The organism is Microbacterium sp. LWO14-1.2 (assembly GCF_038397715.1).
GTDB lineage: Bacteria > Actinomycetota > Actinomycetes > Actinomycetales > Microbacteriaceae > Microbacterium.
Genome location: NZ_CP151633.1, coordinates 2,894,092 through 2,914,234 on the forward strand (window position 1 = coordinate 2,894,092; position 20,143 = coordinate 2,914,234).

Consider the following 20,143-nt stretch of genomic DNA (forward strand, 5'->3'; position numbering starts at 1 on the left):
CTTGGCTCGGGATCGCCATCTGTCTCCAGGAAGGGTTCCCCGACTTTGAGTGGTGTCATCCCCGGGGTTTCCCCCGAGGCGCTCCTATTTCGTTGAAGTCCGCTGCTCTGCCAATTGAGCTAAAGGCCCTTGCATCGGCCGCGAGGCCGACCTCCTCATCCTAGCTTGCATCGCCGGCTCGCCCCGAAGCGTGGGGAGGCGCGAAGAAGGGGCCGCCGACGATTCGCATCGTCGACGGCCCCTGGATCATCTCACCGCCCTCCCCCTGGTGGCGAGACGGTCACCGAGAGTGCTCCTCGGAGTGACGGGATCACATCGGGGGCATCAGCACCGAGTCGATGAGGTACACCGTGGCGTTGGCGGTCTGGACGCCACCGCAGATGACCTTGGCGGAGTCGTTGACCATGATGTCGTCGCCGCTGCCGGTGACGGTGAGGTCAGCGCCCTGCACGGTGGTGTGCGTGCCGTCGATGTCGGACGGGGCGATCTGGCCGGGGATCACGTGGTACGTGAGGATCGAGCTCAGCGTGGCGCTGTCGGTCTTGAGCGACTCGATGGTGGCCGGGTCGATCTTCGCGAAGGCGTCGTCGACGGGAGCGAAGACGGTGAACTCGTCACCGTTCAGGGTGTCGACGAGGTTCACGTCGGGGTTGAGCTGACCGCTCACCGCGGAGACGAGAGTGGTGAGGAGCGGGTTGTTGGACGCGGCGACTGCGACCGGGTCCTTCGACATGCCCTCGACGGAGCCGGCACCGTCCGGAACCTGCTCGGCGTACGCGGCGCAACCGGGGCCGACGAGGTCGCCAGCCGGGTCCATCGTCTCGGGAGCCGTCGACTCCGACGTCTCGGGTGCAGAGGACTCCATCGGCTCGTCGCTCGAACCGCCGCCCATGGAACATCCGGCAAGGACGAACGCGCTGGCCAGCGTGAGGGTGATCGCTGCGGTGACCTTCTTCTTGGTGCTGAACATCTCGTGCTCCTTCAGAAACTGTGCCACGGCCTCTCCGTGGCGTTGACAGCTGTTCGGAACCCCTCCGAGATCGGATGGGAAAAAGTTCGGACGGATTTCGGGAGTCCCGATTCCAATCCGTTTCGGCCCCGGGTCACGAACACATCACGAGCAGTTCTTTTCCCTCACGTTCCGGTGACGGATGCGCGGGAAAGGCAGGAGGATGCGGCATGCTTGTAGAGATGGTCATCGACGGGATGGACGTACCCGAGGACGGTACGGCGAGGGATGCTGTCGCCGACCTTCTCATACGCATAGGCGAGGGTGACGAGCGCGCGCTCGCGGAGCTCTACGACTCGCTCTCATCCCGCGTCTTCGGCCTCATCCTGCGCGTACTGGTGAACCGTTCGCAGAGCGAGGAGGTCCTCCAGGAGGTCTTTCTCGAGATCTGGCAATCCGCTACACGGTTCGCTCCGAACAAGGGGCAGGGAAGAACCTGGGTCATGACGATCGCGCACCGCCGTGCGGTCGACCGGGTCAGAGCGTCCCAGTCCAGCGCGGACCGGGATGTGAAGGCCGGGTACAGGGACATCGGGGTCGCGCACGACAGTGTCGCGGAACGGGTCGAACTGGGCATCGAGGGCGAGAAGGTCAGAAACGCCCTCGCAGGTCTTCCCGAGGCGCAGCGCGAAGCGCTCGTCCTCGCATATTTCGGCGGATACAGTCAGAACGAAGTCGCGGTGCTCCTCGGAGCCCCGCTGGGGACCATCAAGACACGGATGCGAGACGGACTGAGCCGTCTGCGCACAGCACTGGGGGTGACAGCATGAACGAGAACGAATTCGCAGAGCTCGCGGCAGGGGCCGCGCTCGGCGCGCTGTCGCCCGACGACCAGCAGCGCTACCACGCAGCTCTCGTCGCGAACCCGGAATGGCAGAGGATCGCCGACGCGGATGCCGCGGTCGCGGCGATGCTCGCCGAGGGTGTGGCTCCGGTCGCACCGCCGGTCGACCTCCGCTCCTCGCTGCTCGCTCGGATCGCGACCACGCCGCAGAACGGCGAGGTGTTCGTCGAGTCGGCACCCGCCAACGGCTCCGCCCGGGAACCCGACTCCGAGGAGGGCGATGATCAGGCGTCCACTGCGTCGGACCGCCGTCCCGCCCTCGGCGGAGAAACCGGCGCCAAGGCGCCCGCTCGACGCTTGCGCGTGCTCTTCGCGCTCGCTGCCTGCCTGGCGCTGCTCGTCGGCGTCGGTGTCGGCACCGTCGCGCTCAACGACTACCTGAACCGCCCGGCGAGCGTCGTGGCGCTGCAGGAGATCCAGTCCGCCGGCGACGCCCAGCAGGCCAGCGTGGAGCTGGCCGACGGCGGCACGGCCACGGCCCACTGGTCGGCCTCGGTGGGCGAAGCCGTGCTCGTGGCCGACGGCATCGCCTCTCTGCCCGACGACCAGGACTACGAGCTGTGGTTCGTCCGCGGCGACCGGCCGATCTCTGCCGGCGTCTTCGAGGCGCAGGACGGCTCGGCCACCGCGCTGCTGTCCGGCGACATGCACGAGGGCGATGTGATCGCGATCACGGTCGAGCAGGCGGGTGGTTCGCCGAGCGGCGCCCCGACGTCGGATCCGATCGCGGCGATCCCGACCGCCTGACGTCGAGTCGCGCGTACCCTGGAGTGATGCCTGAGCAGTACTCCCGCCCCGTGCGTCGTCCGAGCAGCGCCTTCGACAACATCGTGGGTCGCCATGACCCGGCCGAGGAGACGCGCGTCGCGCACGCCACGGCATCCGCTCTCCTCACGAGGGTCCGCGCCGACGAGAGCGGCGTGAGCGCGGAGCGTCTCGTGGCTTTCACCGACGAGCACGGGATCGACGAGATCGCCGAGCTGTGGTCGAAGGCGCCGTCGCGCACGCTGCCCGGAGCTCTGTGGCGCCTGTACCTGCTGCAGCTCGCGATCCATGCCGACCCGCAGACCGCCGCGCTCCTCTACGAGCGGGGGCGGGTGGAGCTGCCCTCGGCCGATGCCGTCATCGCCGGTGCGCCGGTCCCGGCCAACCCGGATGAGCTCGTCGTGCTGATCGATACGATCCTGCGGGGAGCGTTCCGCGGCGACTTCGCGGTGGCGCTCGACCGCGCCGCCGCCTTCTGCCGCGTGCAGGCGTCTGGGGCGACGCACACCGCCGACGACTACGAGGTGACCGAACCGGCGAGGGCGAGCGAGCTGACCACGCGGGCGCTCCGCCTCAGCAGCTATGCGCAGGATCTGTCCGCGTCCGCCGTGCTGTGGCGCCAGGGCGCGCTGGCCTGACAGCCGGGCTGGCCTGGTCGGCGCGACCGAGCCCGGACATGAGAAGACCGGGCCGCAAGAACGCCTCTCGGCGGAAGGCCGCTCGCAGCGGCGAAAATTGGAGCCCGGGGTTATGCGGCCCGGCCTGTACCAGTGTAACGCGATGCGGCGGCTGGTATTCCCCGCGTCGTAGGCTCTGATCATGGCTCAGCGATTCGCTCTCATGATCGACCCGGCAGAGGTCGATGCCGACCGCACCGACTTCGCAGACACCTTCACGAAGGTCGACGCCGCCGCCCCCGCGTTGAGCGTGGGGGAGCTCAGCACCCAGCGCGGCGACGGGGTCTTCGAGTCGATCGGGGTCGTCGACCGGCACGCGCAGGAGGTGGTGCCGCACCTCGAGCGTCTCGCGCACTCGGCGCGTCTGTGCGACCTGCCGGTGCCCAATCAGGCGCAGTGGCATCAGGCGGTGGATGCCGCTGCAGAAGGCTGCGGCGACGGCGAGTACGTCATCAAGCTCATCCTCAGCCGCGGCGTCGAGCACGGGCCGACGCCCACCGCGTGGGTCACGGTCGCCCCGGCATCCGACTTCTCCGGCGTCCGCGAGAACGGCGTGCGCGTCGTCACCCTGGATCGCGGCTACGACCTCGACATCGCACAGCGCGCACCCTGGCTGCTGCTCGGCGCCAAGACGCTGTCGTACGCCGTGAACATGGCGGCGCTGCGCGAGGCCCACCGCCGTGGCGCCGACGACGCCGTCTTCCTCTCGCGCGACGGCTACGTGCTGGAGGCGCCGACCGCCTCTCTGATCCTCCGCAGCGGCGACCGATTCCTCACCCCGGCGCCGAACGGCGGCATCCTGCACGGCACCACGCAGCTGAGCGTGTACGAGTTCCTGACGGCACGTGGATTCGCGGCCGACTACGACCGCATCCCGGCATCCGATCTGACGTCCGTCGACGCGGCGTGGCTCGTGTCGAGCGTGCGTCTGGCCGCTCCCATCACCGCCGTCGACGACGTCGAGATCCCCGTCGATCACGCCTTCACGGCCGAGCTGAACGACTACCTGCTCTCGCCCCGCGACTGAGGACGAACGCCGCGGCCGGTGCGTCCGCGAGGGACACACCGGCCGGAGGGTGAGGTCTGGGTTCTCCCGGACTCAGCCGAAGCGGCCCGAGACGTAGTCCTCGGTGGCCTGCACCGACGGCGTCGTGAAGATCGTGCTGGTGTCGTCGTACTCGATGAGCTTGCCCGGCTTGCCGGTTCCCGCGATGTTGAAGAACGCCGTCTTGTCGGAGACGCGGCTCGCCTGCTGCATGTTGTGCGTGACGATGACGACCGTGTACTCCTGCTTGATCTCGGCGATGAGCTCCTCGATCGCGAAGGTCGAGATCGGGTCGAGCGCCGAGCACGGCTCGTCCATGAGGATCACGTCGGGGGAGACGGCGATCGCGCGGGCGATGCACAGACGCTGCTGCTGACCGCCCGAGAGACCGGATCCCGGCTTGTCGAGGCGGTCCTTGACCTCGTTCCAGAGGTTCGCGCCGCGCAGCGACTTCTCGACGAGGGCGTCCTGATCGCTCTTGGCCATGCGCGAGTTGTTGAGCTTCACCCCGGCGAGGACGTTCTCCTTGATCGACATCGTCGGGAACGGGTTCGGACGCTGGAAGACCATGCCGACCTGCCGGCGCACGAGCACCGGGTCGACGCTGGCGCCGTAGAGGTTCTTGCCGTCGATCAGCACCTCGCCCTCGACGCGTGCGCCGGGGATGACCTCGTGCATGCGGTTCAGGGTGCGCAGGAAGGTGGACTTCCCGCAACCGGACGGGCCGATGAAAGCCGTGACTGTATTCGGCTTGATGTCGATGTTGACGCCCTCGACGGCGAGGAAGTCGCCGTAGTAGACGTTGAGGTCGTTGACTTCGATGCTCTTGGACACGAGTGATCCTTCTTGTTCAGTCGGGTGGGGGCGGCTCAGCGGCCGGCAGTCTTGGGGGCGAACACCTTGGCGATGATCCTCGCCAGCAGGTTCAGCACCATCACGATGAGGATGAGGGTCAGGGCGGACGCCCAGGCGCGGTCGAGATACGCATCGACGGGGATGCCGGGGTACTTCGCCTGCATGTACGAGAACACCGGGAGGGTGGCCATCTGCCCGCTGAACATGTTCGTGTTCATGCCCTGCACGATGCCGACCGTGAGCAGCAGCGGGGCGGTCTCGCCGATCACCCGGGAGATCGCGAGCATGATCGACGTCGTGATGCCGGCGATGGCTGTCGGCAGCACGACCTTGAGGATCGTCAGCCACTTCGGCACGCCGAGCGCGTACGCCGCCTCGCGGAGTTCGTTCGGCACGATGCGCAGCAGCTCCTCCGAGCCGCGGACCACGACGGGGATCATCAGCACCGACAGGGCGAGCGAGCCCATGATGCCCATCCTCGTTCCCGGCCCGACGATGAGGGCGAAGACCGAGTAGATGAACAGACCGGCGACGATCGACGGGATGCCGGTCATGACGTCGACGAGGAACGTGATGCCGCGCGCGAGCTTGCGGCCCTCGCCGTACTCCACGAGGTAGATCGACGTCATGAGACCGATCGGCACCGAGATGATCGTCGCTCCGAGCGTGATGAGCAGGGTTCCCCAGATGGCGTGGACGGCGCCGCCGCCCTCGCCGACGATGTTGCGCATCGAGAAGCTGAAGAACTCTCCGTCGAAGCGCGCGAGGCCGTTCACGACGACCGTGTAGAGCAGCGAGACGAGGGGGAGCAGGGCGACCACGAAGGCGCCGGAGACGAGTGCGGTCATGAGACGGTCGACGGCATGACGGCGGCTCTCCACCACGGACGAGACCACGAAGATCAGCACCATGTAGAGCAGCAGTCCGACGACGAGCGTCAGGGCGATGTTGAAGTCGGCGGGGTCGCCGCCGGCGTTCATGAACGCGAACACCGTCGCGGACACGACGAACGCCACGAGCAGCAGGGCCCACGGCATCCACTTCGCCAGGTGGCCGGCCGAGGTCGTGTGCGTGGTCGCCGCGACCGGGGTGGGGGTCATGGTGGCGGTCATGTCAGTTGGCTCCCGAGAACTCGGCGCGACGCGAGACGATCCAGCGGGCGATGAAGTTGACGACGAAGGTGACGATGAACAGGATCAGACCGGCCGCGATGAGGGTGTTGACGCCCTCGTCGTGAGCCTCGGGGAAGCGCAGTGCGATGATCGCGGGGATCGTCGTCGGGTTCTCCGGGTTGATCAGGTTGAACGTGATGATGCCGAGCGGCGAGAGCACGAGGGTCACGGCCATGGTCTCGCCGAGCGCGCGGCCGAGGCCGAGCATGGCGCCCGAGACCATGCCGCTGCGGGCGAACGGCAGCACGGCCATGCGGACCATCTCCCAGCGCGTGGCGCCGAGAGCCAGGGCGGCCTCCTCGTGCAGCTTCGGCGTCTGCAGGAACACCTCGCGGCAGATGGCGGTCATGATCGGGAGGATCATGACCGCGAGCACGAGGGATGCCGTGAGGATGGTCTTGCCGGTGCCGGACGGCGTGCCGCCGAAGAGCGGGATCCAGCCGAGGTTCTCGTTGAGCCACTTGTAGAAGGGCACGAGCATCGGCGCGAAGGTGAGTGCGCCCCAGAGGCCGAAGACGACCGAGGGCACGGCGGCCAGCAGGTCGATGATGTAGCCCAGCACTCCCGCGAGGCGGCGAGGGGCGTAGTGCGAGATGAACAGCGCGATGCCGATCGCGATCGGTGCGGCGATGACGAGGGCGATGAGGCTCGACCACAGGGTTCCGAACACGAACGGCCACACCCAGGAGAGGAACTGCTGTCCGTCGAGGATGTGGTTGTTCGAGGTGTCGGGCGACAGTGCGGGGATCGCCTGCACGATGAGGAAGATCGCGACGGCGGCGAGGGTGATGAGGATGACGATGCCGGCCCCGAGTGCGGTGCCGGAGAAGACGAGATCGCCCCGTCGGCGCAGGGCGGTGCGCGACCCGGGTGAACGGGTTTCTTGGCCCGTTGTGGTGGTGGTCATCTGAGCGGCTCCACGGTGTGCTCTGAGGGGCTTTCGGGTGTTCTCATGCGGGTGCCCCCGGGTGTCGGTCGAGATCCTGTCGACCGACACCCGGGGGCGCCGGGACCGGAGCTCAGCCAGTGGCTGAGCTCGCGATCACTCGGTGACGATCGCGTCGATCGCGGTGTTGATCTGGTCGCGCAGGCTGTCCGAGATCGGCGCGCTGCCTGCGGCCTCGGCAGCAGCGTCCTGACCCTCGGCCGAGGCGACGTACTGGAAGTACGCCTTCACGAGGCCGGCGGTCTCGGCGTCGTCGTACTCGACGCAGCCGATGAGGTACGACACCAGGGCGATCGGGTAGGAGCCGGCGGGAGCGGCTGCCGGGTCGACCGCGTAGGCGAGGTCGTGGTCGGAGCGACCCTCCTCGAGCGGCGACGCCTCGACGAGCGCGGCGGCGGCCTCGGCGGAGTACGCGACGTACTCGCCCTCGACCTCGACGGCGACCTGTCCGAGCTCGGAGGTGCGCGAGGCGTCGGCGAAGCCGATGTAGCCCGAGCCGTTGGTGATGGCGTCGACGACGCCCGAGGTGCCGTCGCCGGCCTCACCGGTCGACAGCGGCCACTCGTCGCTGGCCTCGTAGGTCCAGACGTCGGGGGCGACAGCGCTGAGGTACTTGGTGAAGGTCTCCTGCGTGCCGGACGCGTCGGCGCGGTGCACGGGCACGATGGCCTGGTCGGGCAGGTCGACGCCCTCGTTCTGGTCGGCGATGGCCGGGTCGTTCCACTTCGTGATGGTGCCCGAGAAGATGCCGGCGAGGGTCTTGCCGTCGAGGTTCAGCTCGTCGATGCCCTCGAGGTTGAACGCGACGGCGACGGGCGAGATGTAGACGGGGATCTCGACGATCTCGTCGGAGGCGCAGGAGCCGAAGCCGCCCTTGGCGAGCTCGTCGGTGTTGAACGCGCGGTCAGAGCCGATGAAGTTCGAGGAGCCGGCGATGAAGTTCTCGCGGCCCGTGCCCGAACCGGTCGCGGTGTAGTTGACGGTCACGTCGGGGTTGGCCGTCTGGAAGGCGGCGACCCAGGACTGCTGCGCCGCCTCCTGCGAGGAGGCGCCGGTCGCGTCGAGGCTGCCGGAGAGGGTGGAGTCGCTGGGGGCGTCGGACGATCCGCCGCTGGGCTCGTTCGCGGCACAGCCGGCGAGCGCGAGAGCGGCGACGGCGCCGATGGCGCCGATACGTGCGATTCGGGAGATCTTCACTGTGGATCCTTCGATCATGGATGGGTGGGGCCCGGTGCAGGGCACACAGTGACGCTAGGTGCGGCGGTTAACGAGACTCGACCGCGCAGGTGAACGGAAGGTGAACGACGGGCGACTCTCTGGAGACGATCCCCGTGATCATGCGGAGAATCCGGGCACCGCTTCCGCCGACGGGCGCCCGACCGCGGTCAGACCTTCGGGCTGTGCGTCTCGATCGCGATGATCCCGGAGCCGGGGTTCGACGACGACAGGTGCACGACCGAGAACGCTCCCGGCTCGAGGTCGGCGGCGCTGCTGACGTACGAGCCCTGGATCGTGCCGGTCGCCAGGGCGATCTCGGAGAGGATGCCGGGCAGCACGGGCCCGTGGCTGCAGACCACCGACGGCTTGCCGGAGCGGACCCGGCGGCCGATGATCGACCTCAGGTCGTCGGTGCCGTCCTCCCAGGCGTCCTGGCTGATCTTCGCGGTCTTCACGGGCTTGCGATCGAGGGACTTCGCGAGGGGCTTGACGGTCTGCACGCAGCGCACGGCGTCGCTCGTCACGATGCGCCGCACCCCGAACGCCCGCAGCGGGCCGACGATGGAGTCCGCCTGGCGGCGTCCGCGATCGGTCAGCGGGCGCGCGGCATCCGCTCCGTCCCACTCGGATCGGGGGAGCGCCTTCGCGTGCCGGAGAGCGATCACGGGGAACGTGCGCAGTGCGCCGTCGTCCACGAGCTTCGCGAAGAAATCGAGGATCTCCAGGTCGACCGGATAGCTCAGCCGCGAGCGCGCCTTCTTCAGCGGCACCCACTCGAGGGCGGCGATCTCCCGGTTGGGGACGAACGTCGATTCGCGGATCGCATCGGGCGTGGCCTCCGCGGCCCAGTAGTGCACCACCTTCTGCTTGGTCGACGGCAGGTGGTAGCGGCTCACGCCGACGGGGACCCCTAGGGAGACGCGGATGCCGGTCTCCTCGTGCACCTCCCGCACGGCGGTCTCGGCGAGCATCTCCCCGGGGTCCACCTTGCCCTTGGGGAGCGTCACGTCGCGGTACTTCGTGCGGTGGATCAGCAGGATGTGCAGCTTGTCGTCGACGAGGCGCCACACGACGGCGCCTGCCGCGTACACGGCCTTGTCGGTCCACTTCGAGCGGGTCGCCCGAGCCGTGGCCTGCGGGGTCATCGAACCGCCCGCGCCCGACGACGTCGCTGGATGAGTCCCATGGTCTTATCCTGCAGGTCGGTGAGCGGGTTGCCGTCGGCATCCTCGGCGTGGCGGGTCCACACGCCGTCCTCGCCGAGGTGCCACGACGAGGTGCCCGGGGCCATGGCGAGGTCGAAGAAGGCCAGCAGATCCTGCATGTGCGCGGGGTCGGTGACCCGCACCAGCGCCTCGACGCGGCGATCGAGGTTGCGGTGCATCATGTCGGCGCTGCCGATGTACACCTGCGGGTCGCCGTCGTTCTCGAACGCGAAGATCCGGGAGTGCTCGAGATAGCGGCCGAGGATGCTGCGCACGGTGATGTTGTCGCTGATGCCCTCGAGGTCGGTGCGGAGGCTGCAGATGCCGCGCACCCACACGTCGACCTTCACCCCGGCCGCGCTCGCACGGTACAGCGCGTCGATGATCTCCTCGTCGACCATCGAGTTCACCTTGATGCGGATGTGCGCGGGCTTCCCGGACTCGGCGTGCTTGCGCTCGGCATCGATGAGACGGACGAGTCCCTTGCGCAGGTGCAGCGGCGCGACGAGCAGACGCTTGAACTTCTTCTCGATCGCGTAGCCGCTCAGCTCGTTGAAGAGACGCGTCAGGTCCTTGCCGACCTGCGGGTCGGTGGTGAACAGGCCGAAGTCCTCGTAGATGCGGCTGGTCTTCGGGTTGTAGTTGCCCGTGCCGATGTGCGAGTAGTGGCGCAGCACGCCCTCCTCCTCGCGGATCACGAGGGCGAGCTTGCAGTGGGTCTTCAGCCCGACGAGGCCGTACACGACGTGCACGCCCGCCTTCTCCAGCTTGCGGGCCCAGACGATGTTGTTCGCCTCGTCGAAGCGCGCCTTGACCTCGACGAGCGCGAGCACCTGCTTGCCGGCCTCGGCGGCGTCGATCAGCGCCTCCACGATGGGGCTGTCGCCCGACGTGCGGTACAGCGTCTGCTTGATGGCCAGCACGTGCGGGTCTCGCGCGGCCTGCTCGAGGAACGCGACGACGCTCGTCGTGAACGACTCGTACGGGTGGTGCACGAGCACGTCGGACTTGCGGATCGCCTTGAAGATGTCGGCGCGGGTGTTGCTGCCGGTGGGCTGGAAGGCGACGGCCGTGGTGGGCAGGTGCGGCGGGTACCGGAGGTCCGGGCGGTCGATGCGCGACAGGTCGAAGAGTCCGCGCAGGTCGAGCGGTCCGGGCAGGCGGTAGACCTCCTGGTCGGTGATGTCGAGCTCGCGGGCGAGCAGGTCCATCGTGACCTCGTCCATGTCGTCGGTGATCTCGAGGCGGATGGGCGGGCCGAAGCGGCGCCGCAGCAGCTCGGCCTCGAGCGCCTGGATGAGGTTCTCGCTCTCGTCCTCTTCGATCTCGACGTCTTCGTTGCGCGTCAGTCGGAACGCGTGGTGGTCGAGCACCTCCATGCCGGGGAAGAGGTCGCCGAGATGGTTGGCGATGAGCTCCTCGAGACGCAGGAACCTCTTGATCTCACCCGTTCCCGGCACCTCGACGAAGCGCGGCAGCATCGGCGGCACCTTCAGTCGCGCGAACTCCTGACGACCGGTGCGGGCGTTGCGGATCCGGATGGCGAGGTTGAGCGACAGGCCGGAGATGTACGGGAACGGATGCGCGGGGTCGACCGCCAGCGGCATCAGCACGGGGAAGACCTGCGCGCCGAAGTACTCGGAGAGGGCCTCGCGCTCGGTGTCGGTCAGGTCGGACCACTCGGTGATCTCGATGCCGGCGTCGGCCAGGGCGGGCCGGACCAGCGAGGTCCAGGCGGCGGCGTGGCGCAGCTGCAGGGCGTGGGCCTCGCGGGAGATGTCGGCGAGGGCGTCGACGGGGGAACGGCCGATGTTCGTCGGCACGGCGAGACCCGTCACGATGCGTCGCTTGAGGCCGGCGACGCGCACCATGAAGAACTCGTCGAGGTTGCTGGCGAAGATGGCGAGGAAGTTCGCACGCTCGAGCTCGGGCAGGCTCGGATCCTCCGCCAGCTCCAGCACCCGCTGGTTGAATGCGAGCCAGCTCAGCTCGCGGTCGAGGTACCGGTGGTCCGGCAGCTGGGAGTCGGGCGCCTCGATGGCATCGAAGTCGTCGTCTTCGGCATCACCGAGACCGGCGTCGGCGAGAGCGGGATCGATCATGGGGTACATCTAAGCACCGCGAGGTGTCGCGTGTGTGAACGCGCGTGTCGGCTCAGCGGGTCGCGGGGACGGTCTCGTCGTCGTACACGTTGAAGCGGTAGCCCACGTTGCGCACGGTGCCGATGATCTGCTCCTGATCGCCGAGCTTGGCGCGGAGGCGCCGCACATGCACGTCGACCGTGCGCGTGCCGCCGAAGTAGTCGTAGCCCCACACCTCGCTGAGCAGCTGCTCGCGGGTGAACACCCGCGAGGGGTGCGTGGCGAGGAAGTGCAGGAGCTGGAACTCCTTGTACGTGAGGTCGAGAGGACGGCCGTGCAGCTTCGCCGAGTACGACTGCTCGTCGATCGAGACGCCGGACGCCTGCACGCGGCTGGGCTCCGCGACCTCGTCGCGCCGAGCGAGCGCGAGCCGCACGCGGGCGTCGGTCTCGGCCGGGCCGGCGGTGGCGAGCAGCACGTCGTCGATGCCCCAGTCGCCGGAGAGAGCGCTCATGCCGCCCTCCGTGACGACGAGCAGCAGCGGGGCGTCCTGCCCGGCGGCGCGGAGCAGGCGGCACAGCGACTTCGCGCCGACGAGGTCCTGACGGCCGTCGACGATCACGACGTCGTAGTCGGGAGCGCTCACGAGCTGCGCCGGCTCGGCTGCGATCTGCCGCACGCGGTGGCTCAGCAGTTCCAGGGCGGGAAGCACCTGCTCCGGAGTCGGAGCATTGGTCAACACCAGCACCTGGGCCACACGCACTCCTTCCGGACGGCGGGGTACGCCGTGGGGCCATGATACCGGGCCGGGATGGGTGAGAATGGAGTCATGACGGAACCTGCGCTCGCACCGAGGAACGCGTTCGTCGGCGTGCTCGTCGTCTGGGCGGTCGCCTTCGCAGCCTCGATCGCCATCGGCATCCTGGTCCCGGAGGAGTGGCGGGTGCCGTGGCTCCTCGTCGCCTTCGGCGGCGTCGTGCTCCTGTCCTTCGCCGTGCAGCTCGGGTACGGACGCACGCAGGGGTACATCCTGCGGGTCGCCGGAGGGGCCCTCGGCGCGCTCCTCGTGATGGGCGTGATCTCGGTCGGGTTCGGCCTCGCCGCCCTCGTCGCCTGATCGCGCGACAGCAGCCCGCACGGAGGGTAGTGTGGAGGTCATGGACCTCATGGCTCTCGAACTCTTCTACATCGGCCTGCTGGGCCTTGCGAGCCTCGCGATCGTCTTCGTCTCGGTCGTCGTGCTGCGCAACCTCTTCCGCGGCCAGCGCTGAGCGCGATGCTCGAGCTGCCCACCGACCTCCCCGCAGATCTCGCGCCGCTCGCCTGGCTGATCGGCGTCTGGGAGGGCACCGGCGTCATCGACTATCCCGTCGGTGACGAGCGGCTGCAGGGCGAGTTCACGCATCGTGTGAGCTTCAGCCACGACGGCGGCCCCTTCCTCAACTACGCCGCGACCGCCACGTTCACCGGCGACGACCACGCGGTGTCCGTACCCCTCGTCGCGGAGTCAGGGTTCTGGCGCCTCAGCCGTCCGGCCACCGACGCGGATGCCGGCCCCGGTCTGCTTCCGCCGCTCGGCGACGCCGCAGCGCGCGACGTCGACGACGTGGAGGCGCTGCGCGCGGCATCCGGCGGCTTCCCGCTCGAGGTCTCGATCGCGCACGCCGACGGGATGCTGGAGCTGTACCTGGGCGAGATCAACGGACCGCGCATCGACATCGGCACGGATGCCGTGGTCCGCGCGGCGGGAGCCAAGGACTACGCCGGCGCCTCGCGCATGTACGGCCTGGTCGACGGACACCTGCTCTGGGCCTGGGACATCGCGGCACTCGGCACGCCGCTGCGTTCGCACGCCTCCGCGCGACTGGCGAGGGTCTGACATGGCCGGGTTCTCCGACATCGCGGGTGCGGTCGCGGGCGACGCGGGGATCGCGCACTTCGGCGACGCCTTCCGTGAGCAGCGCCGTCTCGCCGCCGGCGATGCGATCGCCCCGCTCGACGACCGCACGGTGATCGAGGTCGCCGGACCCGAGCGTCTCAGCTGGCTCGACTCGATCACCTCGCAGGCGCTCGGCCGACTGGCCCCCGGCGAGAGCACCGAGCTTCTCGTCCTCGATCCGCAGGGGCGCGTGGAGCATGCGGCGGGGGTCGTCGACGACGGCGCGTCGACCTGGCTCATCGCCGACGCCGGAGACGCCGATGCGCTCGCGACCTGGCTGCAGCGCATGAAGTTCCGCACTCAGGCGACGGTCGACGTGCGGCCCGATCTCGCCCTGCTCGGAGTCGTCGACGGCGGCGCCGCCGCCCAGCGCATCCTGGCTGTCGCGGCCCGTCCCGCCGGCGTCCCGCTGCTGTGGATCGATCCGTGGCAGTCCGTGAGCGCGGGCGGGCACCAGTATTCCGAAGTTCCCAGCCACCCGGGTGCGGACCTGGCCTGGCGGGTCGCGATCGTGACGCGTGAGGATGCCGAGGCGCTCGCCGCCTCCCTGCAGTCGGAGGATGTCGCGGGACTGCTCGCCGCCGAGGCGCTGCGCATCGCCGCCTGGCGACCGCGCTGGTCGGCGGAGGTCGACGAGCGCTCGCTGCCGCACGAATCCGACTGGCTCCGCACCGCCGTGCACCTCAACAAGGGCTGCTACCGCGGTCAGGAGACCGTGGCGAAGGTGCACAACCTCGGCCACCCTCCGCGACGACTCGCTGCCCTGCACCTCGACGGCAGCGACGCCGTGCTGCCTGCCCCGGGCGATCCCGTCTTCGCCGGAGATGACGAGGTCGGGCACATCACCTCCGTCGCCCGCCACCACGAGGACGGCCCGATCGCCCTCGCGATCCTCTCCCGCCGCGCTCCCGGCGGCGACCTCGTCGTGCGTGCGGAGGGCGGCGACATCGCCGCCGCGCAGCAGGTCATCGTCCCCGCGGATGCCGGCGCGACCGCCGACATCCCGCGCCTGACGCGTCTGTCGCGGCGCCCCAGCGCCCCGGATCCGCGCAACGCCGGCTGAGGCATTCCGTTCCGCGGGTCGTTGAGCGGGGAGCGCAGCGACGAGACGAGACGCGGTGAGATCAGTCGGACGGTGCGACCGCGGCCCACGGCACCGTGAGCTCGCCGAGCCGCCAGCGCGACCGCCCGCCCTCGACCGGCCACCCCTGGGTGCGCAGCGCGGCCACGGCCGCGAGGAACCGCTGCGTCGCGCCGAAGGTCGAGAGGGCGGCCGCGCGGTCCCATTCCCGGTCGAGGTCGAGGAGCAGGGCGTGCACGCGTTCGCCGGGGACGTTCCGGTGGATGAGCGCCTTCGGCAGCCGTTCGGCCACGATGCCCGGGTGCTCGAGCTCCGACAGCCGCAGCGAGATCGTGAACCGGAGCGGCGTGCCGGTCGCATCGACGTCGACCCAGCTCGCGACCCGTCCGATCTCGTCGCACGTGCCTTCCACGAGCAACCCGGAGGGTGCGAGGCGGAACGCCATCGCGCGCCACGCGTCGGCGACGTCGGCCTCGTCGTACTGCCGCAGCACGTTCATCGCGCGGATGACGGATGCCGTGCGACCGCCGGGCAACGGCACCTCGAACCCGCCGCGGCCGAACGACACCCCGAGGTCGGCGGGGAAGGACGTGCGTCCCGCACGCACCTCGGCGAGCTGTGCGTCGGCGGTCGCGACGCGCACCGGGTCGAGTTCGAGGCCGCGCACCTCGGCATCCGGTCGCACGCGCCGCAGGCGCAGCGCGAGCTCGAACGCCGTGACTCCGCTCGCGCCATAGCCGAGGTCGACCACCAGCGGATCGGTCGCCCGCCGGAAGGCGGCGCTCGCGGCGATCCAGCGGTCCACGCGCCGCAGGCGGTTCGTCCCGGTGGTGCCCCGGGTCGGCCTGCCGAGGGGAGAGGACGCCATGCTCCCATCCTCCCAGCCCGGGGGAGAGGCGTCCGACTCCCGCCGTCATCGCGGAGCCCTGCGCCGATAAACTGGCGGCATGACTGCGACGCGTACCCTGATCCTGCTCCGCCACGGCCGGAGCGAGTGGAACGAACTGAACCTCTTCACCGGCTGGGTGGACGTCCGCCTCAACGAGCAGGGCCGCGAGGAAGCCCGTCGTGGCGGCGAGCTGCTGGCCGAGTCCGGCATCCTCCCCGACGTGCTGCACACCTCGCTGCTGAGCCGCGCGATCCAGACCGCGAACATCGCGCTCGACGCCGCCGACAGGCTGTGGATCCCGGTGACCCGCTCCTGGCGTCTCAACGAGCGCCACTACGGCGCTCTGCAGGGCAAGGACAAGGCGCAGACTCTCGAGGAGTTCGGCCCAGAGCAGTTCCAGCTGTGGCGCCGTTCGTTCGACGTGCCGCCGCCCGTGCTCGACGACGACAGCGAGTTCAGCCAGGTGAACGACCCCCGCTACGCCGGCATCGACGGCGAGGTGCCCCGCACCGAGTCGCTCAAGCTCGTGATCGACCGCCTGCTGCCCTACTGGGAGAGCGCGATCGTCCCCGACCTCGAGGCGGGCAAGACGGTGCTCGTCACGGCGCACGGCAACTCGCTGCGCGGTCTCGTGAAGCACCTCGAGGGCATCAGCGACGCCGACATCGCGGAGCTCAACATCCCCACCGGCATCCCGCTGGTCTACGAGCTCGACGAGAACAACGTGCCCACCGGCCCTGGCCGATACCTCGACCCCGAGGCCGCAGCCGCCGGTGCGGCCGCGGTCGCCGCGCAGGGCAAGAAGTAACCGCGCACGCGGAACGACGAAGGGGGCGGATGCTGCGACAGCATCCGCCCCCTTCGTCATGCCGGATCAGGCGTGCCCGAGCTGCTCCTGCTGCTCGACGGCGAAGGCGATGTCCTCCTCCTGCACCTGCCAGTCGCCGGTCGCGAGGTACACGACCTTCTTGGCGACCGCCACGGCGTGGTCGGCGAAACGCTCGTGGTAGCGGCTGGCGAGCGTGGCGTCGACGGTGGCGGTGGCCTCGCCCTTCCAGTTGTCGCTGAGCACCTTCTCGAAGACGCTGGCGTGCAGCTCGTCGATGTCGTCGTCGGTGTTGCGGATCGTGTCGGCGAGACGGAGATCCTGCGTGCGCAGCAGCTCGGTGAGCGTGCGCGAGATCTCGACGTCGAGCTCGCCCATCTTCGTGAACGTGCCCTTCAGGCCGCGCGGGATGGCGCGCTCGGGGAACCGGAGGCGTGCGAGCTGGGCGATGTGCTCGGACATGTCGCCCATCCGCTCGAGCGACGCGCTCACGCGCAGCGCGAAGACGACGATGCGCAGGTCGCGGGCGACCGGCTGCTGACGGGCGAGGATCTCGATGGCCTGCTCGTCGAGCGCGACCGCCAGCTCGTCGATCTTGGCGTCGTCGGCGATCACCTCCTCGGCGAGGGCGACGTCGCTCGTGGCGAAGGCGCGGGTGGCCTTGTCGATCGAGACCGTGACGAGGTCGGCGATCTCCACGAGGCGGGACTGCAGGTCCTCGAGGGACTGGTGGAAGACTTCGCGCATGGGAGGCGCAACCTTTCATTCGGGTCTCGGCTGAGGTGCCAGCGCGAGACGGCTGGGTCGTTCGCGCGTGAGAGAGGACCGCGCTCCCGCACAGGCCCGAAGCGATTGTCTGCCCCGAAGGTTAACGAACGGTGCCCAGCACGTGAATAGTAGTTCTCGTGTCGGCTGAGGGGCGGGCGAACCCGCCGATCGGCAGGTGAACGCACTCTACGCTGGTGACATGACCCTGCCGCAGATCGCGCTGTTCGCGCTGTTCGTCGGTGTCGCGATGGGTGTCGGGCTCTCGCTGGTCGTCGCGTGGGCGTACCGCACGAGGGCGCGGATCGAGAGCGAGACGTCGCTCGTCGTCCCCGACGGCGTCACCGCGGTGCTGGGCAGCATGGACGACGCGGCCTGCGTCGTCGACACCTCGGGATTCGTCCTCGCGGCCTCGAAGCCCGCCGCGCGCTTCGGCATCGAGGTCGGGGCGCCCCTGGAGAACCCGGAGCTCAGACAGCTCGTGCGCAGCGTGCGCGCGGACGGCGCGCCGGCCACCGAGTCGCTGAGGCTCACGCGGGGAGGGCTCAGCCTCGACCCACGACTCGTCTCGGCGCGCGCCAGCGCAATCAGTCCACGCATGTCGCTGCTCGTGATCCGCGACGTCACGGAGCAGGAGCGCCTCGACCAGATGCGCCGCGACTTCGTCGCGAACACGAGCCACGAGCTGAAGACCCCGGTCGGTGCGGTCACGCTCCTCGCCGAGGCGATCGAGTCGGCGTCGGACGACCCCGCCCAGGTGCGGCACTTCGCCAGCCGGATCTCCGCCGAGGCGGCACGACTGGGCCAGCTCACCGGGCGCATCATGAGCCTGTCCCGCCTCCAAGCCGACGACGCCCTCTCCGATGCGCGGTCGGTGTCGATCGACGAGGTGCTGGCGTCGGCGATCGAGGCGCACGTCGTGCAGGCCGACTCGGGCGGTGTCGAGATCGCCCGCGGCGGCGACCGGGGCGTGTGGGTGCGCGGCGACTCGCAGATCCTCATCGAGGCCTTCGGCAACCTCATCGCCAACGCCGTGGCCTACTCGCCGCGGGGATCGCGCGTCGGCGTGGGGGTGAAGGCCGACGGCGAGGTCGTCGAGGTCGCCGTGTCCGACCAGGGCATCGGCATCGCGGAGGCCGACCGCGAGCGCATCTTCGAGCGCTTCTACCGCGCGGACGAGGCGCGGTCGCGCCGCACGGGCGGCACGGGCCTCGGGCTGTCGATCGTCAAACATGCGACGCAGCGGCACGGCGGCGAGGTGCTGTTGTGGTCGAGGCCCGGACGGGGATCGACCTTCACCATCCGGCTTCCCATGATCGACGCCCCCTCGGGGCTGGATCAGGGCAAGAAGAGCAAGAAGAAGCGCGAGCGCAAGGCCGCGAAGGCCGCAGCACGCGTCCGAAACGGAGAGAACGAATGACCCGCATCCTTCTCGTCGAAGACGAACCCGACCTGGCCGACCCGCTCGCGTACCTGCTGCGCCGTGAGGGCTACGAGGTGGAGATCGCCGAAGACGGCCCAGGCGCCCTCACGGCGTTCCGCGAGCGCGGCGCCGACGTCGTGCTGCTCGACCTCATGCTTCCCGGGATGCCGGGCACCGAGGTGTGTCGGCAGATCCGCTCGACCTCGGCGGTGCCGATCATCATGCTCACGGCCAAGGATTCCGAGGTCGACATCGTGGTGGGGCTCGAGCTCGGCGCCGACGACTACATCACGAAGCCGTACTCGTCGCGCGAGCTGCTCGCCCGCATGCGTGCGGTGCTGCGCCGCGTCGTGCAGGCCGAGAGCGAGCTCGACGAGCGCGTGCTCGAGGGCGGGCGCGTGAGTCTCGACATCGATCGGCACACCGTCTCGGTCGCCGGCCAGCAGATCAACATGCCGCTCAAGGAGTTCGAGCTGCTCGAGGTGCTGATGCGCAACTCCGGCCGGGTGCTGACCCGCGGGCAGCTCATCGACCGCGTGTGGGGCAGCGACTACTTCGGCGACACCAAGACGCTCGACGTGCACATCAAGCGCATCCGGTCCCGCATCGAGGAGAACCCGGGCGAGCCCGTCATGCTCGTCACCGTGCGCGGTCTCGGCTATCGCTTCGAGGGCTGAGGCCGGGAACGCGAGAGGCCGGCACCCCGCGGGGTGCCGGCCTCTCGGACGTTCGCGATCGACTCACTCCTCGGGAGCCGGCGCCGCGGTGTCGCTCGGCGTGGGGGTCGGCGTCGGCGTGCTCTCGGCCGCGTCGGGCACGAGGTCGGCGTAGTAGGGGAGCTTGCCGTCGAGGACGGGCACCTGGGTCTTCGTGCCGGCGCCGTCTCCGGACTGGAAGTGCATCTCGATGGTCGCGCCCGGCTTGGTGTCGAGGCCGACGATGCGCAGCGGATCCTCGTCCTTCGTGCCGAAGCTGATCGTCTTGCCCGCGGGCACGGTCACCGTGAGCGGGTCGATGCCGGCGATCGTGATCGTGAGCGTCGCCTTGTCGGAGGTCGGGTTGACGACGGCTCCGATGAAGTTGCCCACCGTTCCCTCGTCGTTGGCCACGATGAACGCGTTGCGCACGTCGAGCGGGCCGTCGGTGTCGGAGACGTTCACGCCGTCGGAGGCGGAGTACTGGATCTCCGTCGACTGCGGCGTGATGAAGGTGCAGCCCGTGGCGCCGAGCAGAACGAGGGCGCTGATGGCGGCAGACGCAACAAGGCGCGATTTCACGGGTCCTCCTGAGGTCCGACGGGATATCCGCATCCATTCTATGCGTATGCGGAGAGGCCCCCGTGGACCAGGAGGCGCGAACCTTAGCGCATATCCCCTGTGGTATCCTTGAGGTTGCCGAAAGGA

General features: G+C 69.4%; 21 protein-coding genes. 10 read left to right on the top strand and 11 right to left on the bottom strand.

Annotated elements, in window-relative coordinates; genetic code table 11:
* Positions 1-310: 310 nt before the first annotated feature.
* Positions 311-970 (bottom strand): fasciclin domain-containing protein, encoded by a 660-nt coding sequence (locus tag MRBLWO14_RS13920; protein ID WP_341936204.1) that lies wholly within the window; start codon positions 968-970, stop codon positions 311-313.
* 209 nt (positions 971-1,179) lie between these two features.
* Between MRBLWO14_RS13920 and sigK the strand changes: the two genes are divergently transcribed.
* The 4 genes from sigK to MRBLWO14_RS13940 all read left to right on the top strand — a co-directional run bounded on the left by sigK (position 1,180) and on the right by MRBLWO14_RS13940 (position 4,322).
* Positions 1,180-1,779 carry an ECF RNA polymerase sigma factor SigK gene (gene sigK, locus MRBLWO14_RS13925; protein ID WP_341933721.1) on the top strand — a complete coding sequence of 200 codons (600 nt, stop codon included), beginning with the start codon at positions 1,180-1,182 and terminating at the stop codon, positions 1,777-1,779.
* Entirely contained in the window at positions 1,776-2,600 is an 825-nt protein-coding gene (locus tag MRBLWO14_RS13930) for an anti-sigma factor (RefSeq protein WP_341933722.1), read from the top strand. The genes sigK and MRBLWO14_RS13930 overlap by 4 nt, the downstream gene beginning before the upstream one ends.
* A gap of 26 nt (positions 2,601-2,626) precedes the next feature.
* Positions 2,627-3,256 (top strand): DNA-directed RNA polymerase subunit beta, encoded by a 630-nt coding sequence (locus MRBLWO14_RS13935; protein ID WP_341933723.1) that lies wholly within the window; start codon positions 2,627-2,629, stop codon positions 3,254-3,256.
* 181 nt (positions 3,257-3,437) lie between these two features.
* The gene (locus tag MRBLWO14_RS13940; RefSeq protein WP_341933724.1) at positions 3,438-4,322 is read left to right on the top strand and encodes an aminodeoxychorismate lyase; all 885 of its coding nucleotides are present in this window, start codon (positions 3,438-3,440) and stop codon (positions 4,320-4,322) included.
* A gap of 72 nt (positions 4,323-4,394) precedes the next feature.
* On the opposite strand, the gene pstB is transcribed toward MRBLWO14_RS13940, so the two are convergent.
* From pstB to MRBLWO14_RS13975, 7 genes are all read right to left on the bottom strand, one after another.
* Positions 4,395-5,174, bottom strand: a complete 780-nt coding sequence (pstB, locus tag MRBLWO14_RS13945; RefSeq protein ID WP_251587067.1) for a phosphate ABC transporter ATP-binding protein PstB — start codon at positions 5,172-5,174, stop codon at positions 4,395-4,397.
* A gap of 35 nt (positions 5,175-5,209) precedes the next feature.
* On the bottom strand, positions 5,210-6,307 hold the full coding sequence (pstA, locus tag MRBLWO14_RS13950; RefSeq protein WP_341933725.1) for a phosphate ABC transporter permease PstA: 1,098 nt from the start codon (positions 6,305-6,307) through the stop codon (positions 5,210-5,212).
* Position 6,308: 1 nt separating this feature from the next.
* Positions 6,309-7,274, bottom strand: a complete 966-nt coding sequence (gene pstC, locus MRBLWO14_RS13955; RefSeq protein ID WP_341933726.1) for a phosphate ABC transporter permease subunit PstC — start codon at positions 7,272-7,274, stop codon at positions 6,309-6,311.
* Positions 7,275-7,409: 135 nt separating this feature from the next.
* Positions 7,410-8,510: a phosphate ABC transporter substrate-binding protein PstS gene (gene pstS, locus MRBLWO14_RS13960; RefSeq protein WP_341933727.1), complete on the bottom strand. Its 1,101-nt coding sequence runs from the start codon at positions 8,508-8,510 to the stop codon at positions 7,410-7,412.
* A gap of 188 nt (positions 8,511-8,698) precedes the next feature.
* Complete coding sequence (locus MRBLWO14_RS13965; protein WP_341933728.1) at positions 8,699-9,676, bottom strand: NUDIX domain-containing protein; 978 nt, start codon at positions 9,674-9,676, stop codon at positions 8,699-8,701.
* On the bottom strand, positions 9,673-11,838 hold the full coding sequence (locus MRBLWO14_RS13970) for an RNA degradosome polyphosphate kinase (protein WP_341933729.1): 2,166 nt from the start codon (positions 11,836-11,838) through the stop codon (positions 9,673-9,675). Before MRBLWO14_RS13970 ends, MRBLWO14_RS13965 begins: the two co-directional genes overlap by 4 nt.
* A 52-nt stretch (positions 11,839-11,890) precedes the next feature.
* Positions 11,891-12,574, bottom strand: a complete 684-nt coding sequence (locus tag MRBLWO14_RS13975; protein WP_341933730.1) for a response regulator transcription factor — start codon at positions 12,572-12,574, stop codon at positions 11,891-11,893.
* 72 nt (positions 12,575-12,646) lie between these two features.
* Here MRBLWO14_RS13975 and MRBLWO14_RS13980 point away from each other — a divergent pair, with 72 nt between their 5' ends.
* From MRBLWO14_RS13980 to MRBLWO14_RS13990, 3 genes are all read left to right on the top strand, one after another.
* The gene (locus MRBLWO14_RS13980) at positions 12,647-12,934 is read left to right on the top strand and encodes a hypothetical protein (protein ID WP_341933731.1); all 288 of its coding nucleotides are present in this window, start codon (positions 12,647-12,649) and stop codon (positions 12,932-12,934) included.
* A 159-nt stretch (positions 12,935-13,093) separates the two neighbouring features.
* Positions 13,094-13,696: an FABP family protein gene (locus MRBLWO14_RS13985; protein ID WP_341933732.1), complete on the top strand. Its 603-nt coding sequence runs from the start codon at positions 13,094-13,096 to the stop codon at positions 13,694-13,696.
* Position 13,697: 1 nt separating this feature from the next.
* Positions 13,698-14,819 (top strand): glycine cleavage T C-terminal barrel domain-containing protein, encoded by a 1,122-nt coding sequence (locus MRBLWO14_RS13990; protein WP_341933733.1) that lies wholly within the window; start codon positions 13,698-13,700, stop codon positions 14,817-14,819.
* A gap of 61 nt (positions 14,820-14,880) precedes the next feature.
* On the opposite strand, the gene MRBLWO14_RS13995 is transcribed toward MRBLWO14_RS13990, so the two are convergent.
* Positions 14,881-15,705: a class I SAM-dependent methyltransferase gene (locus tag MRBLWO14_RS13995; RefSeq protein WP_341933734.1), complete on the bottom strand. Its 825-nt coding sequence runs from the start codon at positions 15,703-15,705 to the stop codon at positions 14,881-14,883.
* Between the two features lie 79 nt (positions 15,706-15,784).
* Here MRBLWO14_RS13995 and MRBLWO14_RS14000 point away from each other — a divergent pair, with 79 nt between their 5' ends.
* A complete protein-coding gene (locus MRBLWO14_RS14000) occupies positions 15,785-16,534 on the top strand; it encodes a phosphoglyceromutase (RefSeq protein WP_341933735.1) in 750 nt (249 codons plus the stop codon).
* Between the two features lie 66 nt (positions 16,535-16,600).
* Here the strand turns inward: MRBLWO14_RS14000 and phoU are convergent, their stop codons facing one another.
* Entirely contained in the window at positions 16,601-17,299 is a 699-nt protein-coding gene (gene phoU, locus MRBLWO14_RS14005; RefSeq protein WP_341933736.1) for a phosphate signaling complex protein PhoU, read from the bottom strand.
* Between the two features lie 220 nt (positions 17,300-17,519).
* Here phoU and MRBLWO14_RS14010 point away from each other — a divergent pair, with 220 nt between their 5' ends.
* Together MRBLWO14_RS14010 and MRBLWO14_RS14015 are read left to right on the top strand one after the other, a co-directional pair.
* The gene (locus MRBLWO14_RS14010) at positions 17,520-18,737 is read left to right on the top strand and encodes an ATP-binding protein (RefSeq protein WP_341933737.1); all 1,218 of its coding nucleotides are present in this window, start codon (positions 17,520-17,522) and stop codon (positions 18,735-18,737) included.
* Positions 18,734-19,417: a response regulator transcription factor gene (locus tag MRBLWO14_RS14015; protein ID WP_096714925.1), complete on the top strand. Its 684-nt coding sequence runs from the start codon at positions 18,734-18,736 to the stop codon at positions 19,415-19,417. Before MRBLWO14_RS14010 ends, MRBLWO14_RS14015 begins: the two co-directional genes overlap by 4 nt.
* A 63-nt stretch (positions 19,418-19,480) precedes the next feature.
* Here MRBLWO14_RS14015 and MRBLWO14_RS14020 read toward each other — a convergent pair whose 3' ends face one another.
* On the bottom strand, positions 19,481-20,017 hold the full coding sequence (locus tag MRBLWO14_RS14020; protein ID WP_341933738.1) for a DNA modification methylase: 537 nt from the start codon (positions 20,015-20,017) through the stop codon (positions 19,481-19,483).
* Between the last annotated feature and the right edge of the window lie 126 nt (positions 20,018-20,143).

Coding starts and splice junctions, on each gene's coding strand:
- MRBLWO14_RS13920 (WP_341936204.1), bottom strand. CDS start 970: ATGTTCAGCACCAAGAAGAAGGTCACCGCAGCGATCACCCTCACGCTG.
- sigK (WP_341933721.1), top strand. CDS start 1,180: ATGCTTGTAGAGATGGTCATCGACGGGATGGACGTACCCGAGGACGGT.
- MRBLWO14_RS13930 (WP_341933722.1), top strand. CDS start 1,776: ATGAACGAGAACGAATTCGCAGAGCTCGCGGCAGGGGCCGCGCTCGGC.
- MRBLWO14_RS13935 (WP_341933723.1), top strand. CDS start 2,627: ATGCCTGAGCAGTACTCCCGCCCCGTGCGTCGTCCGAGCAGCGCCTTC.
- MRBLWO14_RS13940 (WP_341933724.1), top strand. CDS start 3,438: ATGGCTCAGCGATTCGCTCTCATGATCGACCCGGCAGAGGTCGATGCC.
- pstA (WP_341933725.1), bottom strand. CDS start 6,307: ATGACCGCCACCATGACCCCCACCCCGGTCGCGGCGACCACGCACACG.
- pstC (WP_341933726.1), bottom strand. CDS start 7,274: ATGACCACCACCACAACGGGCCAAGAAACCCGTTCACCCGGGTCGCGC.
- MRBLWO14_RS13965 (WP_341933728.1), bottom strand. CDS start 9,676: ATGACCCCGCAGGCCACGGCTCGGGCGACCCGCTCGAAGTGGACCGAC.
- MRBLWO14_RS13970 (WP_341933729.1), bottom strand. CDS start 11,838: ATGATCGATCCCGCTCTCGCCGACGCCGGTCTCGGTGATGCCGAAGAC.
- MRBLWO14_RS13980 (WP_341933731.1), top strand. CDS start 12,647: ATGACGGAACCTGCGCTCGCACCGAGGAACGCGTTCGTCGGCGTGCTC.
- MRBLWO14_RS13985 (WP_341933732.1), top strand. CDS start 13,094: ATGCTCGAGCTGCCCACCGACCTCCCCGCAGATCTCGCGCCGCTCGCC.
- MRBLWO14_RS13990 (WP_341933733.1), top strand. CDS start 13,698: ATGGCCGGGTTCTCCGACATCGCGGGTGCGGTCGCGGGCGACGCGGGG.
- MRBLWO14_RS13995 (WP_341933734.1), bottom strand. CDS start 15,705: ATGGCGTCCTCTCCCCTCGGCAGGCCGACCCGGGGCACCACCGGGACG.
- MRBLWO14_RS14000 (WP_341933735.1), top strand. CDS start 15,785: ATGACTGCGACGCGTACCCTGATCCTGCTCCGCCACGGCCGGAGCGAG.
- phoU (WP_341933736.1), bottom strand. CDS start 17,299: ATGCGCGAAGTCTTCCACCAGTCCCTCGAGGACCTGCAGTCCCGCCTC.
- MRBLWO14_RS14010 (WP_341933737.1), top strand. CDS start 17,520: ATGACCCTGCCGCAGATCGCGCTGTTCGCGCTGTTCGTCGGTGTCGCG.
- MRBLWO14_RS14015 (WP_096714925.1), top strand. CDS start 18,734: ATGACCCGCATCCTTCTCGTCGAAGACGAACCCGACCTGGCCGACCCG.